The organism is Pseudomonas sp. ArH3a (genome assembly GCF_022648765.1).
Taxonomy (GTDB): Bacteria; Pseudomonadota; Gammaproteobacteria; order Pseudomonadales; family Pseudomonadaceae; genus Aquipseudomonas.
On the sequence record NZ_CP080330.1, the window covers coordinates 2,887,274 to 2,912,303 of the forward strand.

Genomic DNA, 25,030 nt, shown 5'->3' on the forward strand with positions numbered 1-25,030 from the left:
CTGTGATCAGGAGGCGTTCTATCGTCACGACTGTGAGTGCGTTTGATGAACCATCTATTGCCTGCAGGCGCCAGCCGCCTGGTCAGCAAGGCGTCCCGTCGCTTGCGCGCGGAACCGACACTGCCTGAATACCCCAGCAATTCCCGCTGCTTCGTGCACCTGGATGCGCGTTTGTTGCCGTATTGGCACACCTTGTTCGACATCTGCCCGGCACTGCTCAAGCTCGACCCGCCCGAGGGGTTGAACCTGTTTCGCAGCTTTATGATCTGGGCCTATCACAACCAACCACCGCAGGACTGGACGTATCACCTGAACGTCTGCCGCTGGCTGCTGGGCTCGGCGTACCGCGCGCAGATTGACGAGGAGCCCATCGAGGCCTTCATGGCGGCTGCGGCTGCGTGTTGGATAAGCACCGATGACAGCCAGGCCCAAGGGGTGGTTCTGGCCTGGCGGGGGTCAAGGATTTTTGACTGGAAAGGTGCCGCCGTTGCGGGCGCTGAACATCAAGTGTTGCCGGCGAGTGCAGGCGACTTTGCCTGGAGCCCGCTGACCCGACAGGGCGGCTTCAGCGGCTGGTTGCCGGTGCCTTGAGGTGGCGGCCAATCCATTGCGACGCTGGTCACGGTGATGTGCAGCTGAGCGTTGAAGGTTACGGCGGCCAGGTTCGCGAGCAAGGTCGGCACTTCAGGCGCGGGAGCGCTTCGATGCGACCCGGCACGAAGCTTTGTGATCGGCGTGTCAGCGCTGCACAATACGCGCCTCGAAAGGACCTCTGGCAAGGAATGTGATGGACTACTCGGTTAAATCGTTGTGCCCGCTGATGGGGATGGCCGCTGCACTGCTGTGTGCCGCAGCGCCGGCCGGGGCTGCGTCGTATGACTGCAAAAAGGCCACCACGCCTGTCGAGCAGACCCTCTGCGCCAACCCGGAGCTGAGCCGCCTCGACGGCATGCTCGGCGAGCATTACCTGAGTGCGATGGGCAAGCTCAAGGGCCCGCAACGCGACGCGCTGCGCAATGCTCAGCGAGCCTGGCTGAAAACCCGTGATGCCTGCGGCACCGACCCGGCCTGCTTGCAGCCATTGCTGAGCAAACGGTTGATTGAGGTGGGCCAACTCACCCAGCCGCACACCGCCGAGCTGGATGCGATCATCGCCAGTATTCCTGATCATCCAGCAGACGCCGCTCAGGGCTTGCGACGTTTTCCCCAGAGTGAACTGGCGGCCGCCTGGTTGGTGTACCTGCAACGCTTTGAACCGCAGAGCGGCGTCACCGCCCAAGAAGCCGAAGAAAAACGCCAGCAGGTACTCGCGGTGCTCAAGACCGACAGCTATCCATGGGAGATTTTCCAGGACCTGGACAGCGACCCGGTATTCAGCCGCGACCGCATCACCCTGACGCTGTTACGCATGATGGTCGAACGGGCACAGTACGAGGTGTTCGCCGACCAGCGTGCGTATGTGCACTGCTTCGTCTTCAGCCGTCACGGCGCAGACGCCTATGAGGCATTCGGGCCGCTGTATGGTTCGACCCGCGACAGCTTCGCGCCGTTGTGCGCGCCGCAAGGCGAGCTGTTCAAGCAAGCGCCGTGGCAGCAATTGGACGCGGGCTTTGACCCTGCTATTGCGACCGCCAGCGGCAACAGCGGCACTATTCGTTTTGCGAGCTATGCCGAGTGGCGGCGCCTGGATTTGCGTGCGACGGTATCGCCGCGCGACTTTCTCAAACCGGTGGAGGGCGCAGAAGACCCTGAACCGGCCATGCGCAGTTGGAACGATGAAAAGTCATGGCCGAGCAAATCGCGCACGCTGGCGCTGGCTGCGGTCGAACCGGCTCGGCAAGTCACCGCCGCGTGGCTGCAGAGTGAGCGTGGTTTCTCTGTGGAGGAGGCGCAGGTGGCGGCACGAGAAATCGTCCGCCAGTGGCTGGAGAAGCGCCTGGCTTTTATCGGCGAGTCAGGCGGTGAATAGGTAGCGGTTAGCTGTCGCTTCGCGGCGCCTTTTTCTTAGTCTTCTAGCTGGCAGGCTGTTTGAGTGATGAAACGCGGGTAGAGGCCTTTTCTTTTGGCGCTGTTTCAGCCTTCTTGTCGCTGTCGCACGGGCTTCTGGCGTAGGTGCCCGGAGGCAGGGCGGAGCCGGCGGCGCTGTTGCCGCTCAGCGAGTTCTTCAAGCTCGACAGGTATTCGCGCAGACGTGGGTGGCCCACCGAGCGCTGGTTGAAATTCCCGCTCATCGGGTGGATTAAAAAACGTGAGTGCGGTGAGTCTAGAAGGTCGCGCAGGATTAGCCGCAACCGTTGGGCGAGAGCGCCTGGGTGCAAATCGGATGGAACCCTGGAGCCATACGGCTGACCTAATGCATAGACCTCAGGAGGTGAACTATGCAATTGGAAACTATCTGGATCATTTTGGCCGTGATTCTGCTGATCTTGGAATTGTGGGCGATCAACGTCGTCTTGCGCAGCACCGGTGGCTGGGAGACCAAGGGGTTGTGGTTGATCATTCTGATTTTCGTGCCGCTGTTCGGGCTGATCGTGTGGGCGATGTTCGGGCCCAAACGTGAGATGGCTGATCAGCGTAAAAGCTGAACTTAAGCACCACAGTAAACAGGCGCCCTAGCAGACTGTGTGAAAACGCACTGAAGGCCAGCTCAACAAACGCCCCGACTTAGTTCGGGGCGTTTGTTTTTGTGCGAGCAATAGATGAAAAAAGGCCTTTCAGCCCATCAGCTCCATCAACTGGCGGGCTCCGAGCACGCTAATCGCTCGCTTAAGGTTATAAGCGTTCACCGCCAAGGCCATTTCTGCTTTTGCGCCCTCCAACTGGCGCAACAGGAAACGACCATTCCCAAATAGCCATTGCTTGAGGTTTCCGAAAGGGTGCTCAACGATGGATCTTCGGTTGGCCATCATCTGCGGATGCGCCAGCATTCGCTGCTCCATTCGCTCAAAGGCTTCCTCATGGGCATGGCGTGAGACATAGCGACGTTGGGCGCCAGTGCACTGGGATTTGAGCGGGCAGACAGCGCAGTCACTGACATCGCCCTGATAGATTCGATCTCCCTTGTTGCGCTGCTTGAGCGTCAGCCACTTGCCCGCCGGGCACTGATAACGATCGTGTTCGGCTTCGTAGATAAAATCTTTGCGCTCAAAAAGCTCCTCACCGCCTGGGTTGACCGAGCGATTGGGCGGCACGTACACGGTAATCCCAGCCTCCTCGCAGGCCTGAAACTGCTGGCCGTTGGAGTAGCCAGCATCGGCTGTCACGCTCAGGGCATCTTGTTCCAGATGTTCTTTTGAGGCCTTGGCCATTGGCTCGAGTTGCTTGCGGTCATCGCCATCCTGGGTCACTTCATGGTGCAGGATCAGGCAATGTGCGGCGTCCACGGCGGTTTGTACGTTGTAAGCCACCCGCGGCCCTTTGGGCGTGCGCATCATTCGGGCATCGCTTTCTTGGATGTTGAATTGCTACAGGCCCATCGAGTTCATTAGCGCTTGGCAGCTCTGATTATCCTGCTGCCGGACTTCAAGCTGCGCCAGTGCTGTTTTGATTGCGCTGCGATCAATCGCCTCTGTGGTTTCGGCCTTGTCGGCCTCATCCAGCTCGGCCAGATACTGAGCGATGCGCTTATCCAGTTTCTCTTCCTGACGTTTGAGCTGCTTCAAATTCATATGACGCCGCGAGGACGCCACCGCCTGAAATTTGCTGCCGTCGATGGCCACCAACTCACCGGCGATCAGACCGGCTGTGCGGCAAAACCGAACAAAGGCACGGCACGTCGCCACAAAGGCGAGTTTGTTGTTTTTGCGAAAGTCGGCGATGGTCTTGAAGTAAGGTTTGAGCCGATTGATCAGCCATATCACTTCGATGTTGCGCTGGCATTCGGCTTCAAGCCGCCGCGATGAGCGAATCCGCTGGAAATAGCCATAAAGGTAGAGTTTGAGCTGGTCGGCGGGGTCATAAGACGGGCAGCCGGTGCTTTTGGGCAACGCTTTATCAAAGCCCAGTTGCACCAGATCCAGCCTGGCGACATAGAGATCAATGACGCGAACGAGGTGATCCTCGGGGATCAATTCCTCCAACGAGACCGGGAACAGACTGGTCTGGCTGCGGGACTCTCCTTGGATATAGGCCATAACGAAAAATGCTCCGTATCTTTCGATACGGAGCATTTTCTTTGAGCGCTGCGCAGATTGCTAGGTTTTCACACAGTCTGCGAGGGCGCCTGTTTTGCTTTAAACGGCTGGTTTAACCCGCAACCGCCTTGGCAATCGCCTCGTTGAACGCCGGCAGGTCATCCGGCGTACGCGAGGTGATCAAGGTCCAACCATTGGCCGGGCATTGCTTGACCTCGACGTCCACCCAAGCGGCAGCGCCGGCGTTTTGCAGGTCGATGCGCACGCTTTTGTAGGAGGTCAGGGTCTTGCCCTTGATCACGCCTGCATCGATCAGCGCCCACGGCCCGTGGCAGATCGCCGCGACGGTTTTACCGGCCTTGACGAAATCGTTGATCAGGCGCAACGCCGCCGCATCCTGGCGCAACGTGTCGGCGTTGACGGTGCCGCCTGGGATCACCAGGGCGTCGAAGTCGCTGCTCACCACCGCCGACAATTGCACGTCGGACTCCACGGTTTTGTCCTTCTCGGTGTCGCCAACAAAGGTCTGGGTAGTGCCGCCCTTGCTGGACGCGTGAGTCACCGTGGCGCCATAACCGCGCAGCGCTTGCAGGGGTTTGAGCAGCTCATCGCGCTCAATGCCGGTGTTTGAGGTGATGATGAGGATGTGCTTGCCGTTGAGTTGCGAACTCATGGTCGAGTGTCTCCTGGGTCAGGGATGATTAGTGGGCGTGTTTGGCTTGCAGCTCGGTATTTTTTTCATCAGCAGAGTAGTTATGTGGATCTCCTTGAAATCCACAGTGGCGTGATGCCGTACCTGACTGTTGAGCGGGGCCCTGGGCAAAAGGTTTAAATTAATGCGCGTTTTTTTCTCCGGTGGTGCAGCGCGGCAAATTCCTTGAACTATCGAAATTCGGTGGGCTCTGCTGAATATGGGCCCGCTATTTTTTGCGGGCCTTCAACTGCTTGGAGAAAGACTGTGACTGCCGATAAAACCCCAGCCCCCATCAGCTCCGAAGACGCCCAGAAAGGCACTGAAAAACCCGCCAAGGGCCAGACCCTGGAACGTCCGAACCCGAAGACTGAAACCGTTGACAAGGTGCTGACGCCCACCTCGATCAAGGACATCGAACGCCAGACCGACGCCATCAACGAGCAGGCCGCCAACGCTGAGCGCAAGCTGGGCCACTGAGCATGGCCAGGTCGATTACTTGAGTGTGGAGCAGCAGGGCCGCGACATCGCGCGCAAGTTGCAGCACTGCACCGCCAGGGAACTGGTTTCAATGCTTGGGCGCGCGCATGTGGGAGCTGTCGAGCTTTAGCGAGGCTGCGATGCAGGCGCTACGGTCTTGCAGGTAGAACGCGGTGATCCCATCGCAGCCTCGCTAACGCTCGACAGCTCCCACATTCAACCTGCTTTGCTTGGACGTTCGTTTTTCACCTACTCGACCTCAACCCGCAGCACTTCCAAACCTAACTGCTCATACGCCTCGACACCCTGCACATGCCACTCGGTGATCAGCGTATGGATGCGGTTGCACGGCCCCACCACAAATGGTTCTACGGCGCCAAGCTTGTCTGCCATGGTCACGGCCACCACGTGCGATGCACTGTCGAGCAGCGCTTGCTTGACCGCCACTTCATCGAAATGCAGCGAGCTGATGCCCACCTGCGGGTGCAGCGCGCACACACCGGTAAACAGCAGGTCGGCCTTGATGCTCTGGATCAGGCGCACGGTTTCGTGGCCGCTGGTGGACAAGGTGGCGGGGTTGAGTTGGCCGCCGGTCAAAATCACTTTCACGTCGGGATGGTCGGCCAGGGCAATGGCAATCATCGGCGACGGCGTGACCACGGTCAGGCGGATCGAGCGCGGCAAGGATTGGGCAATCTGCAGCGTAGTGGAGCCGGAATCGAACAGTACGATCTGGCCATCTTCAACGCGATCCGCCGCCAGTTGCGCGAGGTGGCGCTTGACCTCATTGGTCTCGCCGACGCGGGTGAAGAAGTCTTTGCCGGTGTCTTTGGGCCGGGGCAGGGCGCCGCCGTGCACGCGTTGCAACAGGCCGGCGGCGGCGAGTTCACCGAGGTCGCGGCGGATGGTGTCCTGGGACACCGCAAAGTGTTCCACCAATTCTGAGGCGGTGACTTTGCCGTCGCGCTCCAGCAGCAACAGGATTTTCTGTTTGCGCAACGAAGGTAGGTCGATGGCTTGATGAGTGCTGTGCATGTTTGTGCATCTTTCTGCGGTTTTATGCGAGATTAAGCTTGCCTCGATATAAACGCAATGACTGGTTGCGCCGCCGATGGGCGGTTACTCTCTGGGCTCAGTTCAGGGAGAGGTGACCTAGATGCCGTTGATCACAACCATCGAAGACTTACGCAAGCTGGCGCAAAAACGTGTCCCACGGATGTTCTACGACTACGCCGATTCCGGCTCCTGGACTGAAAGCACCTACCGGGCGAATGAAAGCGATTTTGCCCGCATCCAATTCCGCCAGCGCGTGGCGCGCAATATCGATCAGCGTTCGATCCGCGCCAGCATGATCGGCCAGGACATGGCCATGCCCGTGGCACTGGCACCGACGGGGCTTGCGGGCATGCAGCATGCCGATGGCGAGATCCTCACCGCCCGCGCCGCCGCCGCGTTCGGCCTGCGTTACACCTTGTCGACCATGAGCATCTGCTCCCTGGAAGATATCGCCGAACACGTCGGCCAGCCGTTCTGGTTCCAGCTGTATGTGATGCGCGACCGTGCGTTTATCGAGCAGTTGATCGAGCGCGCCAAGGCCGCCGGGGTTGATGCGCTGGTGCTGACCCTCGATTTGCAGATCCTCGGGCAACGCCACAAGGACTTGATCAACGGCCTGTCGGCGCCGCCGAAACTGACCTTGCCGAATATCCTCAACATGGCAACCAAGCCGCGCTGGGTAATGGGCATGCTCGGCACTAAGCGCCGGGGTTTCGGCAATATCGTTGGGCATGTAAAAGGTGTGGCGGACATGAGTTCGCTGTCGTCGTGGACCGCGCAGCAGTTCGACCCGCGTCTGAGCTGGGACGATGTGGAGTGGATCAAGAAATGCTGGGGCGGCAAGCTGATCATCAAGGGCATCCTTGATGTGGAAGATGCGCGCCTGGCGGCCAACTCCGGTGCAGACGCGCTGGTGGTGAGCAACCACGGCGGCCGCCAGTTGGATGGCGCACCGTCGAGCATCAGCCAACTGCCGGCGATTGTTGAGGCGGTAGGCACGCAAATTGAAGTGTGGCTCGACGGCGGCATTCGCTCCGGCCAGGACGTGCTCAAGGCGATGGCGTTGGGCGCCAAAGGCACCATGATCGGCCGCCCGCACTTGTATGGTTTAGGCGCCATGGGCGAAGCGGGCGTGACCAAGGCCCTTGACATCATCGCCCGGGAGTTGGATGTGTCGATGGCGCTGTGTGGCTATAACGATATACGCGATGTGAGTCGCGAGATTTTGCTGCCTGGAACGTTTCCCACAGGCGTTTGCTGAGCAAAAAAATCGTAAAAAAGTAAAAAGAGTTGTCCACGAAAACCGTGGGTATCTCTGTGGATAACTTTGCGAAGGCCCGGCAGGGTTGGCGATTTAGCCCTCGGTCAATATTTGATCAACTTTCAACGCGGGCCAGTATGGGCAGGGTTTGCGCTTGACAGCCAAGTGCGAACCCAGTGCCGAAAAGTATGTTTATGAGTCGCTATCACGGCCTGTGGAGTGCGTGACCACCTGCGCCGGTGCTTTTGCGCGCATGAGGTTTTCCAGCGCCTGGCCATAACTGCGTCCGGCCAGGCTCATGCTGTTGTTGTGTGTGGCGCCCGGCACCAGCAACAGCCGCTTGGGCTCCTGGGCGGCATCAAACAATTGCTGGCTGAAACGCGGTGGCACGTACTGGTCGGCCAGGCCGTGGACCACCAGCAGCGGCATGTGCACGTTGGCCATTTTGTCGATGGAGTCAAATTTCTGCGACAGCAGCCAGCGCACCGGCAACGAGGTATTGGCGACGGCGGCGGCCGCGTCCCCCAGCGAGGTGAAGGTGGATTCGATCACCAGCCCGCGCACGGGCAGCGGTGTCTGCTTACTCAATTCGGCCGCCAGGTCGATGGCCACCGCGCCACCCAGGGAGTGCCCGTAGATCAGGCGTTTGGCTGGGTCGGGTTGCAGTACTTGGAAGCGTTCCCAGGCGATGCGGGCGTCTTCATACACACTGGTTTCCGAAGGCAAATCGCCGTGGCTTTGGCCGAAACCACGGTAGTCGATGGCCAGCACCGAGAAGCCCAGCGCGTGCAGTTGCTCGATGCGAAACAGCTGCCCTGTGAGGTTCCAGCGCACGCCGTGCAGGTAGAGAATGGCCGGCGCGTCCTTGTTGTCGGCCGGGTACCACCAGCCGTGAAGGTTTTGCCCCGGTTTGAAACTGGCGGGCTTGATATCGAATTCCTGCACCGCCTTAGGCAAGCCGGTGTACCAGCCGGCCGTGCCCGGCTCGATACGGAACACCAGCTCGCGCTCTTTGTGTTGCAGCACGGCGCAGCCCACCGGCAAACCGATGATCAGGATGGCCATGCACAGCAGGGGAAACCAGCGCAGGCCCAGGCGAGCGATAAAACGAGATGACATGAAGGTACCCATATAAAGGCGAAGCACGGGTTTTACCAGATGGCTTATGCAGGCAGGAATTAATTCGACAGCCGCGCATGGGGTTTGCTTGCAAAGTGTTACAGCGCGGCGGCCACCTGCACTCGATTGCGCCCTCGTGCCTTGGCCAGGTACAGCGCCTGGTCGGCCTGCGAGAGCAATTGAGAGAGGTCGCCGCCCGCCTGGGAGGTGACGATGCCAATGCTCACGCCCAAGTAGCCGGGGGCCAACAGGTCCAACTGCGCAAACGTCTGGCGAATACGCTCGGCCACTTCAAACGCGCCGGCGGCATCGCTGTCGGCGAGCAGGCAGGCGAACTCTTCGCCACCGATGCGTGCGAACACGTCGGTGGACCGCAATGTCGCTTCAGCCACCCGGCTGAACGCGATCAAGGCCTGGTCGCCCATGGGGTGGCCGAAGTTGTCATTCAGGCGCTTGAAGTGGTCCAGGTCGCACAGCAGCAGGGCTGCGCCCTGGTGACGCCGAGCGCTGTCGGCCAACAGTTGCTCACCTTTGAGCATAAAGGCGCGGCGGTTGCCGATGCCGGTCAACGCATCACTGAAGGCGGCGGCTTTGAAGCGCAGTTCGGCGCGCTCCTTGACCATCGCCAGGGTGACGTAGGCAATGCCGATGGCGTACAGCATGGATTCAAACAGCATGAACGAGAAAAACGGCACGCCTTCGCTGCCCGAGGCCTGCGCGCTCTTGATCGGCAGGCCGGGGTCGGTAAAGGCACGAATGCCATAGAAACCGGTGTGCCACAGGGTCAGCACCAGGGCGGGGGCGTAGGCGACTTCCAGGCTGGCGCGCCGGCGCCATAGTTCCAGCGCCGACAACACGCCATACCCGGCCGCCAACAGCGAATACAGCGTGACCCGCGCCGACAGCGAGGCGTAGAACGGCGGCACCAGGCACATCAACAACCACAGCCCGGCACCGGCAAAGATCCCCGGCACATTGGGTTTGCGCTGCACAAAAGCGCGCATGGCGGTCCAGTTCATGGCGGCGCTGAGCAGCAGCACCACGTTGCCGATGATCAGCGCGACAAAGTCCATGCCCATACCGCGTACCACAATTAGCCCGGTGCCCAGGGAGGCGAGCAACAGCATGATGCCCAGATAGCCTAGGGTCGGTTCGCGGCCACGGCTCCAGGCATGCGCCGTCAGTAGGCCCATCAGGCAGAACACGAACACGGCCACTATCAATAGCGTCGGGATGTGCAGCATCATTTCCTTGAACCCGCAGGGAGATCCTTCTTGGGGCGCGATTGTAGCCGCAAGTGATGCGCTTGACGCTGGTATTGACGGCGCGAGATGCTCCTGCACATTTGCGCAGAGGCCTGAGCATGGACAACAGCCCCATTCGAATCACCGCTGAGGAAACCCTCTCGGACAGTTGGTACCTTCTGAAAAAGTACAGCTTCGACTTGCGCAGGCAGGACGGCAGTTGGCAAGCCCAGACGCGCGAGGTGTATGACCGGGGCAACGGTGCGACCATCCTGTTGTACAACCGTGCGCAGCGCACGGTGCTGCTGATTCGCCAGTTTCGTATGCCCACCTTCGTCAACGATTACCCGGGTTACTTGATCGAAGCCGCTGCCGGTTTGTTGGACAATGCCAGCCCTGAGGAACGTATTCGCCTGGAAGCTGAGGAAGAGACCGGGTACCGCGTTGGCCATGTGGAGAAAATCTATGCGGCGTTCATGAGCCCGGGGTCGGTGACTGAGCGGATTCACTTCTTTATCGGTGAGTATCAGGCGGCGGATCGGGTCGGTACGGGGGGTGGCTTGGAGGAAGAGGGCGAGGATATCGAAGTGCTGGAGCTGGGCTTTGAGCAGGCGCTGGCGATGGTGCAGAGCGGTGAGATTGTGGATGGTAAGACCATCATGCTGTTGCAGCACCTGGAGTTGCGTATGTTGAAAGAGGGGTGGTGAGGGGGGCACTTTTGGCAAACGCCCGGAATGCCGGCCCAGCTAAAAGTAACCAAAAGGTCTTTGCCCCACCACTCGGTGCCTCGCCTGTGTTCGGCCATCGTGGTTAACGGGGCCTGTCAGATCAAAAGCAGTGAGTGGTTGAAGCAAAAGCACGGCAGAAGCAGAACACCACCACATCCACCTGATGTACTGAGATCTAAATGTGGGAGCTGGCTTGCCGGATCGCCGCACCTGATGCCATCGCAGGCAAGCCAGCTCCCACATTTGATTGAGTTCAGTTTCAGAGATCAGGTCGGCTGTCAGGCCGCCTTGGCTTCGCTTTTGATCTAACCGCTCAGGTCGGCTACTAGGCCGCCGTGCTCTTGCTTTTGATCTTGATCTGTTTTTGATCTTGATCTTGGGCGCCCCGTTAAACCACGCTGCCCACGGTCCAAAGCCTGCGTGAGGGCACACCGAAGCGTGAGCGAGGTGCCGAGTGGTGGGGCAAGAGCGTTTTGCTTACTTTTGCGCTGTTCAAAAGTGAGCCGCCGTAAGGGCAGAACCCATATCCGCCATCACCCAAATAACGGATATGCCCTCAACCCCCCTCAAAAAAAACAACCCGCTTTACTTGAGCGCCGCCAACTGCTTCCAATCAATCGCAAACCGCGCCAGGTACTTGCGTAACCGATCCGCGTCATTCGGTTGTACCTTGGCCTGGCGCGACACGCCGAACAATCGCCGGCCAGCATCCGACAGGCTGTCTGCCTGCAAGCACACCTCAATCACCGCCTTCAGTTGCAGCTGGTCAAACAGATCCAGATCCGCAGGCAGCAAGGCTTGCCACTCAGCCTGCGGCGCAGATAAGCCCCAGGCGTAGCGCAAACGTTGGATTTCTTCTTCAGCCTGGGCCTCATCAATACGCCCGCTGTCCGCCAGCGTTGCCATACGCGTGATCGAAGCAGACAACTCACGAAAGTTGCCCAGCCACGCCGCTTCGCTGGAGCAGGCGAACGCCAGGTAACGACGCCGCGCCTCCAGATTGAAGCGCACGTGGCGGCCTTGCTCGCGGGCGTGCCGTTCCAGTTCGAAATCGATATTGGGCTCGATGTCTTCACGCCGGCCCGCAAGGCCGGGCAGGTCAAAGGTCCACAAGTTGATACGCGCATACAGGTCTTCGCGAAACAGCCCCTGGGCCACGCGCCCGCGCAGGTCACGGTGGGTGCCGGCGATGATCAGGAAGTCGCTGGCCACTTCCTGGTCGGCGCCCAGTGGGTAGAAGCGTTTTTCTTCGACGGCCTTGAGCAGCATCGCCTGCTCATCCAGCCCCAGTTCGCCGATTTCATCGAGAAACAGCATGCCGCCATCCGCCGCGCGCAGCAGGCCGTCACGGGCATTTTGCGCGCCGGTGAAGGCGCCTTTGATGTGGCCGAACAGCGCCGACATCGCACCATCGCCGCGCAGGGTGGCGCAGTTCACTTCCACAAACCGCCCCTGGATTTGGTGGCGGCTGCGCTTGAGTTCGTAGATGCGCCGGGCGAGGAATGACTTGCCGGCACCGGTGGGGCCGATCAGCAGCATCGGCGCCTTGGAGCGCACGGCCACGCGCTCGATTTGCTCAATGGAGCCGTTGAAAGCGCTATTGCGTGTGGCAATCCCCGACTTGAGAAACGCCAGGCCTTCTAAACGTTTTTCGGCAAAGCGCGAGGCGATGCGGTCGTAGCGCGACAGGTCGAGGTCGATCAGCGTGTGGGTGCCAGTGGCGGGCGCGCTGTCGTCACTGCGGCGTGCCGGTGCGGTCTGGATCAGGCGTGCCGGGAGGTTGCGCGCCTCGGTCAGCAGGAACCAGCAAATCTGCGCCACGTGGGTGCCGGTGGTGATGTGGACGAGGTAGTCCTCGTGTTCGGTATTGAAGGCATAGTCTGTGGTGAAATCGTGCAGCGCGGCGTAGACCTCTTCGAAGTCCCAGGGGTTTTGCAGTGGCATCGCGTGCAGGCGCACCTCGGTGTGCGGTGATATCTGCAGGATGTCGGCGCGCACCCGTTCGGCGAGGCTCACGTCGCGCGCGTCGACGTCGTGGATCAGCTCCAGGCGATCAATCAGCACATCGGCTTGCTGGCACAGGCCGACACTGGGGCGCCAGTAGTTCCAGCGGTTGGCGCCCTTGCCGACGCGATCCAGCTTGGACCCGATAAACCCGATGGCGACGGTGCGTTTGCGCTTCATGACTAGACCAAAAGATAAGTGACGATAAGCTAGGATATAAATTAGCCATTGAACTTGTCATCGCTTTTCATTATTTAAATCCGAGTGTTTGTAAATAACTATATAAAACAACGAGATAAGAATTTTAATTGAGTTGGTGAAAAAGCTGGCACGCCCGCTGCTATAGCTCAATCAACGCCGCAGTGACGGCTTTCAAAAAAAGAATCGAGATCATGCAAGAGAAGACCTACCAACTGCTGGAAGTGGCCAACGGCAAGCCGATCAAACTGTGGACCCAGGGCGTGCCCGTGGAACCTGAAGCCCGCCAGCAACTGATGAACACCGCCAAGATGCCGTTTATCTTCAAGCACCTCGCGGTGATGCCGGATGTGCACCTGGGCAAGGGTTCGACCATCGGCAGTGTGATCCCGACGATGGGCGCAATTATCCCGGCGGCGGTGGGCGTGGACATCGGCTGCGGCATGATCGCGGCGCGCACCACGCTGACCGCCAGCGACTTGCCGGACAATCTCCACGGGCTGCGCTGCGCCATCGAAGCCGCCGTGCCCCATGGCCGCACCCGCAGCCGTAAAGGTCGCGACAAAGGGGCGTGGGAAGACGTGCCGGCCCAGGCCGATCAGGTATGGGCGGCGCTGCACCCGCGCTTCAAGGCGATCACCGACAAGTACCCACAGTTGGAGCGCAGCAACAACCGCCAGCATTTGGGCACGCTCGGCACGGGTAACCACTTTGTCGAGGTGTGCCTGGATGAAGCCAACCGGGTCTGGTTCATGTTGCACAGCGGCTCGCGTGGCGTGGGTAACGCCATCGGCAACCTGTTTATCCAGCTGGCCCAGGCGGACATGCGCCAGCACCTGGCCAACTTGCCGGACCGCGACTTGGCCTATTTCGAAGAAGGCAGCCAGCACTTCGATGACTACGTACAAGCCGTGGGCTGGGCCCAGGACTTTGCCCGGCAGAACCGCGAGTTGATGATGCGCGCGGTGGTCCAGGCCACACGCCAGGTGATCAGCAAGCCGTTTGAGGTGGCGTTGGAAGCGGTGAACTGCCATCACAACTACGTGCAAAAAGAGCGGCACTTTGGTGAGGATGTGCTGGTGACGCGCAAGGGCGCGGTGTCGGCGAAGAAGGGCGAGCTGGGGATTATTCCGGGCTCCATGGGCGCGAAAAGTTTCATCGTGCGCGGCCTGGGCAACGAAGAGTCGTTTTGCTCGTGCAGCCACGGCGCCGGCCGCACCATGAGCCGCACCAAGGCAAAAAACACCTTCACGGTGGCCGACCAGATCCGTGCGACGGCCCACGTGGAATGCCGTAAGGATGCCGATGTGATCGATGAAATTCCGATGGCCTACAAGGACATCGACGCCGTCATGCACGCCCAGCGCGAGCTGGTGGAAGTGCTGCACACCTTGCGTCAGGTGGTGTGCGTAAAAGGTTAACAGGGGAAAAACCATGGAAAAGGAAAAACACCACCCATTGAGCGACGCCATGCGTGCGCGGGTGCTGGATGAGTTGGAGCGCATAGAGCGCGAGCGCAACGTGACCGTGTTGTATGCCTGTGAGTCGGGCAGTCGCGCCTGGGGTTTTGCCTCTACCGACAGCGACTACGACGTGCGCTTTGTCTACGTGGAAAAGCCCGATTGGTTTATGCAGGTGGATACGCCACGGGACGTGATCGAACGCCCGCTGGATGATGAGTTGGATGTCAGCGGTTGGGAGCTGCGCAAGACCCTTGGCCTGTTGCGCAAGTCCAACCCTACATTGCTGGAGTGGCTGGATTCGCCGCTGGTGTATCGCCAGGAAACGCAGGCGACAGAGCAACTGCGGGCCTTGGCCGAGGCGTTCTACAGCCCGCCGGCGGCGCGTAATCACTATTTGTCGATGGCCAAGAAGAATTTTCGCGGTTACCTGCAAGGCGACGAGGTGCGGTTCAAGAAGTACTTCTACGTGCTTCGGCCATTGCTGGCGGTGCGCTGGATCGACCTGGGCCTGGGGCGGCCGCCGATGACCTTCGCCGACCTGCTTGGCACGGTGGATGATCCGCAACTGCTCGACGAAGTGGCAACGCTGCTCGCCCTCAAGCGCAATGCCGGGGAAGCCGCTTATGGCCCACGGCGCCCAGCGCTGCATGAATTTATCCTGCGCGAACTGGAACGCAGCGTGCCGGTATTGCCACGCACGCAAGAAGACTCACAACGGCTGGACCAGTACCTGCGGGACACCGTCAAACGCTACGCATAAGGATGAACATGAAACAGGAGGTGATTGAACTCGACGGCGCCATCGGCGGTGGCCAGGTGTTGCGCAGTGGCTTGAGCCTGTCGATGGTGACTGGGCTGACGTTGCGCATCAAAAATATCCGCGCCAAACGCAGCCGGCCCGGCTTGATGCGCCAACACCTGACGGCTGTGCTGGCCGCCGCGCAAGTCTGTGGCGCCAAGGTTCAAGGCGCTGAACTGGGGTCGCAGACCCTGCTGTTCGAGCCCGGGCCGATTCAAGGCGGCGAGTACCGCTTTGCCATTGGCACGGCCGGTAGCTGCACCCTGGTGTTGCAGACGTTGTTACCGGCGCTGTTGCGCGCACCGAACGCCAGCCGCGTGACGATCAGCGGCGGCACCCATAACCCGCTGGCGCCGCCGGTGGACTTTTTGCAGCGGGCCTGGCTGCCACTGTTGCAGCGCATGGGAGCGCGTGTTGAATTGACCCTCAATCGCCATGGTTTCGTCCCGGCTGGCGGCGGTGAGATTGAGGCGTTTATCCAGCCATCGCAACTGCTGCCGTTGCAGCTGATGCAGCGCGGCAAGCTGCTGGAGGCCCGCGCCACCACGCTGAATGCCGGGCTGCCCGCTCAGGTGAGCGAGCGTGAGTTCAAGCGCGTTCGCCAGCGCCTGGGCTTCGGCGAAGCCCAGCTATTTCCAATAGAGATCGACCCGCAACAGGGGCCGGGCAATGTGCTGATGCTGGAATACGTCCACGCGCACGTCACCGAGGTGTTCAGCGCATTTGGCATGGCCGCTGTGCGTGCCGAAACCGTGGCTGACGAGGCCATTGACCAGGCGATGGAATGGCAGGGCACCGACACAGCGGTGGGTGAACACCTGGCGGATCAGTTGCTGCTGCCGATGGCGTTGGCGGGCGGCGGCCGCTTCACCACGCCGCACATGAGCGAGCATTTGCACAGCAACATGACGGTGATCCAGCGCTTCTTGCCGGTGGTGATTGAGAGCCATGTGCGCGAAGAGGGCGGGTTGCTGGTCGAGTGCCGGGCGCGTTAGAGATGCTCCGACGTCACGTTCTGCGGCGGGATAGGCACCCGGTGCCGCAGAGGATCAAGCGCCTCGGCGCTCTGCAATTGCACTCGCGCCGTCGCCGTCTGGCGCGGGTGCCAATCTGTCACCACAGGCCGGCGGTATTAGCTCAATGCGGCTTAACTCAACAGCCCGGTGCTGACCGCCACGATCAGGAAGATCCCCAACAGCGCGCGGTAGATCACGAACGGCCAGGTGGAAAACCGTTCCAGGAACTTCATCAGGCCCCAGATCGCGAAGAACGCCGAGATGCTGGCGACCACCAGGCCAAAGATCAAGTGCGACCAGGCGTGGGCGGGCAGGTCGGCGTGCAGCAGCACCCACAATTCTTTCAAGCCGGCGAGGGCGATGGCGGGCAGGCCCAGCAGGAAGGAAAAGCGCGCGGCTTCTTCCCGCTTGAAGTTGAGGAACAGCGCGGCGGTCAGGGTGGAACCGGAACGCGACACGCCGGGAATCAGCGCGCCAATCTGTGCAATGCCGACGATCAGTGCGTCGCGCAGGCGCATCTGGCTCATCTCGCGGGTGTGGCGTGCACGCAGCTCGGCGACTGCGAGTAGCACCGCCATCACCACGCAGGCAATCCCGATCACCATCAGGCCGCGCAACGGCGAGTTGCAGGTATTCAAGGTCGAAGACAGCGCCAGGCCGGCAATCCCAATCGGGATGGTTGCCAACACAATCGCCACGGCCAGCTTGAACCAGCGGTCGTTGTAGTCGCCCCGGCGCACTGCGCCAATGCTACCGGTGGTGACCTGGCGCACATCGCGCCAAAAATAGCTGACCACCGCCGCCAGCGCCGCCAACTGCATGGCTGCCGAAAACGCCGAGCCCGGGTCTTGCCAGCCGAGCAGGGCGGGTACCACGCGCATGTGCGCGGTGGACGACACCGGCAACAGCTCGGTTATGCCCTGGATCACGCCCAGGATGAAGATCTGCAGGTAGTCCAGGGAGGCAAAGCCCACATCCAGGCCGGCGGAACAGACATTGGTCAAAGTACATGTCCTTGCAAAAGGGGCTTGAGAAAACAGCGGGTTGGACAAAGTTTATTCTAAATGTTTCAAGAATTTGGTCCGCCCCAGACAAATCCGCAATCGGTTCAGCAAATAGAAAGGTTATGCAATGTATTGGCCTGCGCTACTCTTTTGTGAACAATGGCGGCCTGCATTTTTGACCGAGAGCCCCATGCCTGAAACCACCGTCGAATTGATCCAGACCGGCCCCGATGCGTCTGAGCTGATCCGTAATCTTTACCAGTACTACGCCTACGAATCCTCGGATTGGGAGCAGGAAGATGTCGAGGCGGACGGCCGTTTCTACATCCACGACGAGCACCTGACCCGCTACTGGCAAGACCCGCAATGGAGCGCCAACCTGCTGCTGGTGGATGGTTATATCGCCGGCTTCCTGCTGATTGAAGGCAGCGAGTTACCGGGTATCAATGCGCTGGAACTGGCCGACCTGTTCATTCTCAAACGCTACCGCCGCAAAGGCATCGGCCGTGCCATCGCCACTCAGGTATTGAGCAGTGGCGAGGCCAATTGGCTGGTGCGCTTTTACGATCAGGACGAAGTGTCCCAGGTATTCTGGCGCGCCGTACTGGACGACCTGCCGCGCCCGGCGCAGATGATTGAGCTGGAGGATGATCCGCAATTGGTGAGTTACCTGATTACGCGTGCGGCGCTGCATTAAACGCGATGTTGAACTTAACCGGGCGAGGCGGCTCCTAGGCTCATCGGCCGCTTCGGCCCTGAATTCACAAGGATGCGAAATGAGCACGTTCTCTTCGTTCAAGTTTGTCGTGTGCGCGGGGCTGATGCTGACGCTCGGCGGTTGCCTGACGATGTCAGGTCGTTACAAGGTGACGGGCGTGGACGCCAATGGCGTGCCTGGCAGGGTGGTGATCCTGACCAAAGGCAGCGGAATCTATTCCGCGCGCAATTCGTACTGCATGGCCAACCCCAAAGGCACGGTGACCATCCGTGACATGGACACGGATGAAGAACTCACGAGCGAAAGCCCTTATCACTGTCGCTAGGTCTTAACCAGAGGGCCTACGGGCGCGCGTTGGTTTCATCTCCTAAAGAGGCTTCGGCCTCTTTTTTGTTGCCTTGAAAAACCATTAGTGACGGCGGTATTAGTTTTTAGTGTTTTTATATGCATAAAAAAACATTTACAAGCTTCGTTCATGCTGTGAATATGTCCTGGCGAATTTAAAAAAACAAAAACATCCGCGGCACTGACCCCATTCAGGCCATAACAACAACGACCTCATACAGGCTTGAAGCCGGCTCCTGCCCCAGGCCGGTTTTCTCAGCGAAGGAGAACATCTCCCGTGAATCGCTTACTCAATGGCACGCTGTGCGCCACCCTCGCACTGGGCGCCGGCCTCGCGCAGGCCCAAACCACCTTACGCGTTGGCTTGAATGCCGACATCCGCAGCACCGAGCCGGGCGTCAACCGTGACGAAAATACCGACACCGTGATGCTGCACATCGTCGAAGGCCTGGTGGCCCACCGCGAGGATGCTTCCGTCGGCCCGTTGCTGGCCCGCGAGGTGCAGCGCTCCGATGACGGTATGACCTACACCTTCACATTGCGCGAAGGCGTGCACTTCCAGAACGGCGCGACCTTGACCGCAGGCGATGTGAAATGGACCTGGGATCGCTACCTCAACCCCAAGACCCAATGGCGCTGCCTGGCCGAATTCGATGGGCGTGGCGGGGCGAAAATCACCGCCATCGACACGCCGGACCCGCTCACTGTGGTGTTCCACCTGGACCAGCCCAGCGGGCTGTTCCTCGCCTCGATGGCGCGCCCCGATTGCGGGGGCAGCGGCATCCTGCACCCCGATTCGCTGGCCGCCGATGGTAGCTGGAAAGCCCCTGTCGGCACTGGCCCGTTCAGCCTTACCGAATGGAAGCCTGGGCAATACGTGGCACTGTCGCGCTTCAACGATTACAGCCCACGTGATGAAGCCGGGCCGGATGGCTTCACCGGTAAGAAGCAGGCGCTGGTCGACGGGGTGCGCTTTATGGTGATTCCCGACCCGTCGTCGGCCAAGGCGGCGTTGATGTCCAACAATATCGACTTGCTGCCCAACGTCAGCGCCAGCGATGCCCAGGAGCTGAAAGCCACGCCGGGCGTGCAGATTTCGTTCAGCCCGATCATGGCCATCTGTGGGTTGCTGTTTCAGACCAACGACCCGTTGCTCAAGGACGTGCGTATTCGCCAGGCCATTGCCCACTCCCTGGATTACGGGCAGATGGTCAACGCGCTGACCAATGGCACCTCCGAGCCGAATAATTCGGCCATCGCGCAAACCAGCCCCTTCTACAGCGCCACCGCCAAGCACGGCTATAGCTATGACCCGCAGCAAGCCCAGCGCCTGTTGAAAGAGGCCGGTTACCACGGCCAGCCGATCAAGATGATCGTCAACAAACGCTACTCGCAGATGTTCGACATGGGCCTGCTCAGCCAGGCGATGGCGGTGACTAGCGGCTTGAATATCCAGATGGAAACCCTGGAGTGGGGCACGCAGCTGGAGCGCTACCAGAGCGGCAATTACCAGATGATGGCGTTCTCTTATTCCTCGCGCCTGGACCCGGCCACCAGCTTTGATTCGCTGATGGGCGACAAGAGCAAGGAGCCGCGCAAGGTCTGGGACAACCCCCAGGCCCAGGCGGTATTGCGTGACGCGGTGCGCGAGAGCGACACGGCCAAGCGTCAGGCGCTGTTCGACCAACTGCACACGATGATGATCCACGACACCCCCATGGTGATCATCTACAACGGCACGGTCGCCGCAGCGCTGCGTGACAGCGTGCAGGGCTTCCATTCTTGGCCGGTGTCGTCGCCACGGTTGTGGGGCGTCAGCCTCGCAGCGCACTAACGAGGCCTGAGCATGTTGCGTTTTATTCTGCAAAAACTCGGCATGGCGATTCCCACGCTGCTGCTGATTTCGGTGATGGTGTTTGCGCTGATTCGCTTGATCCCGGGCGACCCGGCGCTGCTGATGCTCGGCGATATGGCCGACCCGCAAAGCCTCGCCGATATGCGCCATACCCTGGGCCTGGATCACTCGCTGGTCACCCAGTTCCTGATCTGGTTCAAGGCGGTGTTGAGCTTCGACCTGGGGTTTTCGATCAGCACCAAGCAGGCGGTTTTGCCGCTGATTCTCGACCGTTTCAGCGTTAGTGCGACCATCGTGTTGGTGGCGGTGTTGTTCGCCACGCTGATCGCGGTGCCGATTGGCTTGATCGCCGCGTGGAAACAAAACAGCGCGCTCGACCTCGGCCTGGTGTCCGTCGCCACGTTGCTGCTGTCGATTCCCAGTTTCTGGCTCGGCCTGTTGTTGCTGCATGCGTTCGGCATCCAGCTGGGCTGGTTGCCGGTGGTGGGCTACGTGAGTTTTGCCCAGGCGCCATGGCAAGCGATCAGCTACATGGTGCTGCCGGTGGTGACCCTGACGTTGGTCGAAGTCGGCGCGATTACCCGCATGGCGCGGGCCAGCACCATCGAAGTGCTGCGCCTGGAATACATCGCCCACGCCCGGGCCAAAGGTTTGTCGGAGCGTGCGGTGTTGTGGAAACACGCCTTGCCAAACGCCTTCGCCCCGACCTGGACATTGGTGGGGTTGATCCTCGGTAACCTGCTGGGCGGCATCGCCGTGCTGGAAACCGTGTTCACCTTGCCCGGTATCGGCCGCTTGATGGTGGATGCGATTTTCGCCCGTGATTACCCGGTGCTGCAGGGCTGCCTGCTGCTGATCACCTTTGTCTACGTGCTGGTCAACCTGTGCGTGGATCTGCTCTATCCGCTGTTCGATCCAAGGGTGAAGTTATGAGTTCAACTATTGCCGTGCCCGTAGCTGCCAAGCGCCGGCGCGTGTGGGCGCCGGCCAACGCCTTGATCGGTGGCGGGCTGCTGGTGGCGTTGATTGCCCTGGCGTTGATGGGGTTGGTGTGGTCGCCGTTCGACCCGCTGAAGATCGACCTGATGTCGCGCTTCCAGGCGCCCTCGGCCAGCCACTGGCTGGGCACCGACGAATTCGGCCGCGATGTGTTCAGCCGTCTGTTGATCGGTGCGCGCACCAGCCTGTGGGTGAGTTTGCTCACGGTGAGCGTCGCCGTGCTGGCGGGCACCTTGATCGGCATGCTCGCCGGTTACCTGCGCGGTTGGACCGACCGCGTGCTGATGATGTTCAACGATGCGCTGCTGGCGTTTCCCGGCATCCTCATGGCGCTGGGCATCATGGCAATCATCGGCGCCAGCAAGTACGGCATCGTCTTGGCCTTGGGCATCGCCTACACGCCGTCGGTGGTGCGCGTGGTGCGCGGCACCGTGTTGTCCCTGCGTGAGCTTGAGTACATCGAGGCCTCGCGGGTGATCGGCAACTCGGAGCTGTACACCATGCTGCGGCACATCGCCCCCAATTGCCTGGCGCCGTTGTGCGTGCTGGCCACCAGCATGTTCGGCTGGGCGCTGCTCTCGGAGAGCGCGCTGAGCTTCCTTGGTCTCGGCGTGCCGCCGCCGGCCGCCACCTGGGGCAACATGCTTGCCAGCAGCCGGCCGTACATTGCCTCGGCACCTTGGCTGGGGGTGTTTCCCGGGCTGTTTATCTGCCTGACGTTGTTGGCGATTAACCTGTTTGGCGACGCCCTGCGTGATCGTCTTGATCCCCGGATGAGGAAGTGAACATGCCTGCCACTCCTGTGTTGTTGAATGTGCAAAATCTCAAGATTCGCGTGGGCGAACACGGCCCGTTGGCGGTGGATGACCTGAGTTTCAGCATCGCGCCGGGTGAGATTGTGGCGCTGGTGGGTGAGTCCGGCAGCGGCAAGACCATGGCCGCCCGCGCCGCCATTGGTTTGCTGCCGTTGCCCATGCAAGTGTGTGGCGGGCGCCTGGACTTCCAGGGGCGCGACCTGGCCAGTGTCGGCACCGAGGAACTGCGCGCGATTCGCGGTGCGAGTATCGGCATGGTATTCCAGGAGCCGATGGTGTCACTCAACCCGGCCTTGAAAATCGGCCAACAGATGAGCGAAGCGCTCAGGCTGCACACCGATCTGGACGCTGCGCAGATCCGCGAACGTTGCCTGACCATGCTGCGCCGCATCGGCATCCAAGCGGCGGAGCGTTGCCTGGAGTCCTATCCGCACCAGTTCTCTGGCGGTATGCGCCAGCGCATCATGCTGGCTTCGGTGATGCTGCTGCGTCCGGCGCTGTTGATCGCCGACGAACCCACCACCGCGCTGGACTGCCTGGCGCAACTGGACGTGATCGAGCTGATGCTGGAGCTGACCCGCGAGCAGGGCACGGCGATCCTGTTTATCAGCCATGACCTGTCGCTGGTCGCCCGTTACGCGCACAAAGTGGTGGTGATGCGCCACGGCCAGGCGGTGGAGCAGGGCAGCATCGAAGACGTCCTGCTGGCGCCCAAGGCCGAGTACACCCGCCAACTGCTCGAAGCCTTGCCAAGGCGTGGCGTGTTAGCGGCGTTGCCGGCCAGCAACGGGCCGTTGGTGGAGGTTGACCACGTGTGCATCGAACACCCGGGGCCGGCTTCATTTTGGGGTAAGCGCCAGTTCAACCGTGTGGTGCATTCGGCCAGCTTGGTGATTGCCCCTGGTGAAACCCTGGCGCTGGTCGGTGGCAGCGGTTCGGGCAAGACCACGCTGGGCCGCTCGCTGGTAGGGCTGATCAAACCCTGCGCCGGCGCGATCCGCTTCAAGGGCGTGGACATCCTCAAGGCCGCCAACCGTACCCACCGGCTGCAATGCCAGATGATCTTCCAAGACCCGTATTCATCCCTGAACCCACGGATGAAAATCGGCGAAATCCTTGCCGAGCCGTTGCGTCACGAACCCGACCTGAATGCCGCCGAGCGCCGTGAGCGGGTCACCCAAACCTTGCAGGATATTGGCCTGGGTGAGCAGTTTGTTGAACGCTTTCCCCATCAGTTATCCGGCGGGCAGCGCCAGCGCGTGGCAATCGGCCGAGCCTTGGTGCGCCACCCGCAATTGGTGATTGCCGATGAACCGATTTCGGCGCTGGACATGACCATCCAGAAACAGATCCTCGAGCTGTTCGAGCGTTTGCAAGCGCAGTACGGCTTTGCCTGCCTGTTCATCTCCCATGACTTGGCGGCGGTGGAGCGCATCGCCCATCGGGTGGCAGTGATGCACCAGGGCCAGGTGGTGGAAGTGGGCGCGCGTGAGCAGATTTTCGATCACCCGCAGCACCCGTACACCCGCCAATTGCTTGCCGCCGCCAGCCCATTGGAGCAACTGCCGGACGGCGGCTACCGAATACGACCGGCTATTTAACCCCCTGATTTCAACCGGCGCGCAGGCCTTTCGAACCTGTGCGATGGGAAATGTCGTGCCCAAAAAAACAATAAGACCTACTCACCGATAACGACTGCCAGGAGCCAAGAACATGCATAACAATAACCTCAACCTGATCTTGAAGGGCGTCGGCCTTATGAGCGGGGGCCTGCTGTGCGCCCCGGTCCAGGCTGAATTCATCAAGGACAGCAAGGCAGACCTGGACCTGAAGAACTACTACTTCAACCGCGACTACCGCGAAGATGCGGGGCAATCCAAGCGTGAGGAATGGGCTCAGGGTTTTATCCTCAACCTCAAGTCGGGCTTTACCGAAGGCACTGTCGGGTTTGGTGTGGATGTGGTCGGGATGCTCGGCTTGAAACTCGACTCCAGCCCGGATCGCTCGGGCTCCGGTTTGTTGTCGCGGGATACCGACGCCACGCCGGGCAAACCGAGTTATTCCAAGCGCGCGCATGACGAGTACTCCAAGTACGGCGTGACCGGCAAAGTGCGCATTGCCCAGAGCGAATTACGCAGCGGCTACCTGCTGCCGGATTTGCCGACTTTGCAGCCCAACACCAGCCGGCTGTTCCCGCAGACCTTCCGCGGCACGCAAGCGACCTCCGCAGACATCGCGGGGCTGGCGTTGATTGGCGGCCAGATCGACCAGACCAAGCAGCGTGAGTCCACCGAATACGAAGACATGGGGCTGACCAGCCAGAGCGGGGCCTACAAGAGCACCGCCAAGAGTGATCGTTTTCGCTTTGCCGGCGGCGATTACAAGCTCACGCCGGGTATGACCCTCAGTTATCACTTTGCGCAGTTGGAGGATATCTACCAGCAGCACTTTGTCGGGGTGAAGAACAGCTTTGCGCTGGGTGGCGGCACGCTCAAGACGGATATCCGTTATTTCGATGCGGACAAGTCGGGTTCGGGGTTGGCGGGCAAGGTGGATAACCGTGCGCTGAGTACGCGGGCGATCTTCAGCTACAAGGGGCACAGCATTGGCGGGGGTTATCAGGCGCAGTATGGGGCGACGCCGTTTACCTATGTGGACGGGACCAATACGTATCTGTTTTCCGAGTACCAGTTGAGTAATTTTTCACAGACCAATGAGCGGGTCTGGCATGCGCGGTATGACTTTGACTTTACAGCGTTGGGGGTGCCGGGGCTGACGTTTTCTACGCGTTGGGCCAAAGGGGATCAGGCGCAGGTGAAGGGGTTTGTGGGGGAGGGGCGTGAGTGGGAGCGGGATATTGATTTGGGGTATGTGTTTCAGTCCGGGGCGCTGAAAGGGGTTTCGTTGCGGTGGCGCAATGGGTTCAGCAAGGCCAATTATCTGCGTGACATGAATGAAAACCGCGTGATCGTCGGTTATACCGTGGCGCTTTGGTGATGACCGTGTTCCGGGAGGAGTGTGCCGGGGTTAAATGTGGGAGCTGGCTTGCTCGCGAAAGCTATGTGTCAGGCGCTAGAGGTCTTGGGTCGGAGTACATATCCG

At 60.5% G+C, this 25,030-nt stretch carries 21 protein-coding genes and 3 pseudogenes; 16 read left to right on the forward strand and 8 right to left on the reverse strand.

Annotated features, from left to right (window positions below; all coding sequences use genetic code 11):
* Nucleotides 1-45 precede the first annotated feature (45 nt).
* Both K0P33_RS13345 and K0P33_RS13350 read left to right on the forward strand, forming a co-directional pair.
* Entirely contained in the window at nucleotides 46-591 is a 546-nt protein-coding gene (locus tag K0P33_RS13345) for a putative natural product biosynthesis protein (protein ID WP_094953801.1), read from the forward strand.
* Between the two features lie 196 nt (nucleotides 592-787).
* A complete protein-coding gene (locus K0P33_RS13350; protein WP_242155657.1) occupies nucleotides 788-1,969 on the forward strand; it encodes a lysozyme inhibitor LprI family protein in 1,182 nt (393 codons plus the stop codon).
* Nucleotides 1,970-2,153: 184 nt separating this feature from the next.
* Here K0P33_RS13350 and K0P33_RS31425 read toward each other — a convergent pair.
* Nucleotides 2,154-2,267 (reverse strand): annotated as a pseudogene (locus K0P33_RS31425) (peptidase); the annotation flags it as partial.
* A 111-nt stretch (nucleotides 2,268-2,378) separates the two neighbouring features.
* On the opposite strand from K0P33_RS31425, the gene K0P33_RS13360 reads away from it, so the two are divergent.
* Nucleotides 2,379-2,585, forward strand: coding sequence for a PLD nuclease N-terminal domain-containing protein (locus K0P33_RS13360; protein WP_094953799.1), 207 nt, complete (start codon nucleotides 2,379-2,381; stop codon nucleotides 2,583-2,585).
* A 129-nt stretch (nucleotides 2,586-2,714) separates the two neighbouring features.
* Here K0P33_RS13360 and K0P33_RS13365 read toward each other — a convergent pair.
* Both K0P33_RS13365 and K0P33_RS13370 read right to left on the reverse strand, forming a co-directional pair.
* Nucleotides 2,715-4,133, reverse strand: a pseudogene (locus K0P33_RS13365) (IS1182 family transposase).
* A gap of 112 nt (nucleotides 4,134-4,245) precedes the next feature.
* On the reverse strand, nucleotides 4,246-4,806 hold the full coding sequence (locus K0P33_RS13370; protein ID WP_094950191.1) for a type 1 glutamine amidotransferase domain-containing protein: 561 nt from the start codon (nucleotides 4,804-4,806) through the stop codon (nucleotides 4,246-4,248).
* A gap of 285 nt (nucleotides 4,807-5,091) precedes the next feature.
* Here K0P33_RS13370 and K0P33_RS13375 point away from each other — a divergent pair, with 285 nt between their 5' ends.
* Nucleotides 5,092-5,304, forward strand: coding sequence for a hypothetical protein (locus tag K0P33_RS13375; protein ID WP_242155661.1), 213 nt, complete (start codon nucleotides 5,092-5,094; stop codon nucleotides 5,302-5,304).
* A 249-nt stretch (nucleotides 5,305-5,553) separates the two neighbouring features.
* Here K0P33_RS13375 and K0P33_RS13380 read toward each other — a convergent pair whose 3' ends face one another.
* Nucleotides 5,554-6,339: a DeoR/GlpR family DNA-binding transcription regulator gene (locus tag K0P33_RS13380; protein ID WP_094950193.1), complete on the reverse strand. Its 786-nt coding sequence runs from the start codon at nucleotides 6,337-6,339 to the stop codon at nucleotides 5,554-5,556.
* A 121-nt stretch (nucleotides 6,340-6,460) separates the two neighbouring features.
* Here K0P33_RS13380 and K0P33_RS13385 point away from each other — a divergent pair, with 121 nt between their 5' ends.
* The gene (locus K0P33_RS13385; protein WP_094950194.1) at nucleotides 6,461-7,621 is read left to right on the forward strand and encodes an alpha-hydroxy acid oxidase; all 1,161 of its coding nucleotides are present in this window, start codon (nucleotides 6,461-6,463) and stop codon (nucleotides 7,619-7,621) included.
* A 192-nt stretch (nucleotides 7,622-7,813) separates the two neighbouring features.
* Here the strand turns inward: K0P33_RS13385 and K0P33_RS13390 are convergent, their stop codons facing one another.
* Nucleotides 7,814-8,740 (reverse strand): alpha/beta hydrolase, encoded by a 927-nt coding sequence (locus K0P33_RS13390; RefSeq protein ID WP_094950232.1) that lies wholly within the window; start codon nucleotides 8,738-8,740, stop codon nucleotides 7,814-7,816.
* A 98-nt stretch (nucleotides 8,741-8,838) separates the two neighbouring features.
* Entirely contained in the window at nucleotides 8,839-9,987 is a 1,149-nt protein-coding gene (locus K0P33_RS13395) for a GGDEF domain-containing protein (protein WP_242155664.1), read from the reverse strand.
* 116 nt (nucleotides 9,988-10,103) lie between these two features.
* Here K0P33_RS13395 and K0P33_RS13400 point away from each other — a divergent pair, with 116 nt between their 5' ends.
* Nucleotides 10,104-10,691: an NUDIX domain-containing protein gene (locus K0P33_RS13400; protein WP_242155666.1), complete on the forward strand. Its 588-nt coding sequence runs from the start codon at nucleotides 10,104-10,106 to the stop codon at nucleotides 10,689-10,691.
* 606 nt (nucleotides 10,692-11,297) lie between these two features.
* On the opposite strand, the gene rtcR is transcribed toward K0P33_RS13400, so the two are convergent.
* On the reverse strand, nucleotides 11,298-12,896 hold the full coding sequence (rtcR, locus tag K0P33_RS13405) for an RNA repair transcriptional activator RtcR (protein WP_094950197.1): 1,599 nt from the start codon (nucleotides 12,894-12,896) through the stop codon (nucleotides 11,298-11,300).
* A 212-nt stretch (nucleotides 12,897-13,108) separates the two neighbouring features.
* Between rtcR and K0P33_RS13410 the strand changes: the two genes are divergently transcribed.
* From K0P33_RS13410 to rtcA, 3 genes are read left to right on the forward strand one after another with little or no spacing between them, the layout of a single operon-like run.
* A complete protein-coding gene (locus K0P33_RS13410; RefSeq protein ID WP_242155668.1) occupies nucleotides 13,109-14,335 on the forward strand; it encodes an RtcB family protein in 1,227 nt (408 codons plus the stop codon).
* Nucleotides 14,336-14,348: 13 nt separating this feature from the next.
* On the forward strand, nucleotides 14,349-15,137 hold the full coding sequence (locus tag K0P33_RS13415; protein ID WP_094950199.1) for a nucleotidyltransferase domain-containing protein: 789 nt from the start codon (nucleotides 14,349-14,351) through the stop codon (nucleotides 15,135-15,137).
* Nucleotides 15,138-15,145: 8 nt separating this feature from the next.
* Nucleotides 15,146-16,171, forward strand: a complete 1,026-nt coding sequence (gene rtcA, locus K0P33_RS13420) for an RNA 3'-terminal phosphate cyclase (RefSeq protein ID WP_242155670.1) — start codon at nucleotides 15,146-15,148, stop codon at nucleotides 16,169-16,171.
* Nucleotides 16,172-16,323: 152 nt separating this feature from the next.
* On the opposite strand, the gene K0P33_RS13425 is transcribed toward rtcA, so the two are convergent.
* Nucleotides 16,324-17,196: an undecaprenyl-diphosphate phosphatase gene (locus K0P33_RS13425; RefSeq protein WP_094950201.1), complete on the reverse strand. Its 873-nt coding sequence runs from the start codon at nucleotides 17,194-17,196 to the stop codon at nucleotides 16,324-16,326.
* A 122-nt stretch (nucleotides 17,197-17,318) separates the two neighbouring features.
* Here K0P33_RS13425 and K0P33_RS13430 point away from each other — a divergent pair.
* From K0P33_RS13430 to K0P33_RS13460, 7 genes and pseudogenes are all read left to right on the forward strand, one after another.
* Nucleotides 17,319-17,893: pseudogene (locus tag K0P33_RS13430) on the forward strand (GNAT family N-acetyltransferase).
* 79 nt (nucleotides 17,894-17,972) lie between these two features.
* A complete protein-coding gene (locus tag K0P33_RS13435) occupies nucleotides 17,973-18,239 on the forward strand; it encodes a hypothetical protein (RefSeq protein WP_094950203.1) in 267 nt (88 codons plus the stop codon).
* A 297-nt stretch (nucleotides 18,240-18,536) separates the two neighbouring features.
* Nucleotides 18,537-20,093 (forward strand): ABC transporter substrate-binding protein, encoded by a 1,557-nt coding sequence (locus K0P33_RS13440; RefSeq protein WP_094950204.1) that lies wholly within the window; start codon nucleotides 18,537-18,539, stop codon nucleotides 20,091-20,093.
* A gap of 12 nt (nucleotides 20,094-20,105) precedes the next feature.
* The gene (locus tag K0P33_RS13445; protein WP_094950205.1) at nucleotides 20,106-21,047 is read left to right on the forward strand and encodes an ABC transporter permease; all 942 of its coding nucleotides are present in this window, start codon (nucleotides 20,106-20,108) and stop codon (nucleotides 21,045-21,047) included.
* Complete coding sequence (locus K0P33_RS13450; RefSeq protein WP_094950206.1) at nucleotides 21,044-21,898, forward strand: ABC transporter permease; 855 nt, start codon at nucleotides 21,044-21,046, stop codon at nucleotides 21,896-21,898. The genes K0P33_RS13445 and K0P33_RS13450 overlap by 4 nt, the downstream gene beginning before the upstream one ends.
* A 2-nt stretch (nucleotides 21,899-21,900) precedes the next feature.
* Entirely contained in the window at nucleotides 21,901-23,529 is a 1,629-nt protein-coding gene (locus tag K0P33_RS13455; protein ID WP_094950207.1) for an ABC transporter ATP-binding protein, read from the forward strand.
* Nucleotides 23,530-23,641: 112 nt separating this feature from the next.
* The gene (locus tag K0P33_RS13460; protein WP_094950208.1) at nucleotides 23,642-24,925 is read left to right on the forward strand and encodes an OprD family porin; all 1,284 of its coding nucleotides are present in this window, start codon (nucleotides 23,642-23,644) and stop codon (nucleotides 24,923-24,925) included.
* The last annotated feature ends 105 nt before the right edge of the window (nucleotides 24,926-25,030 follow it).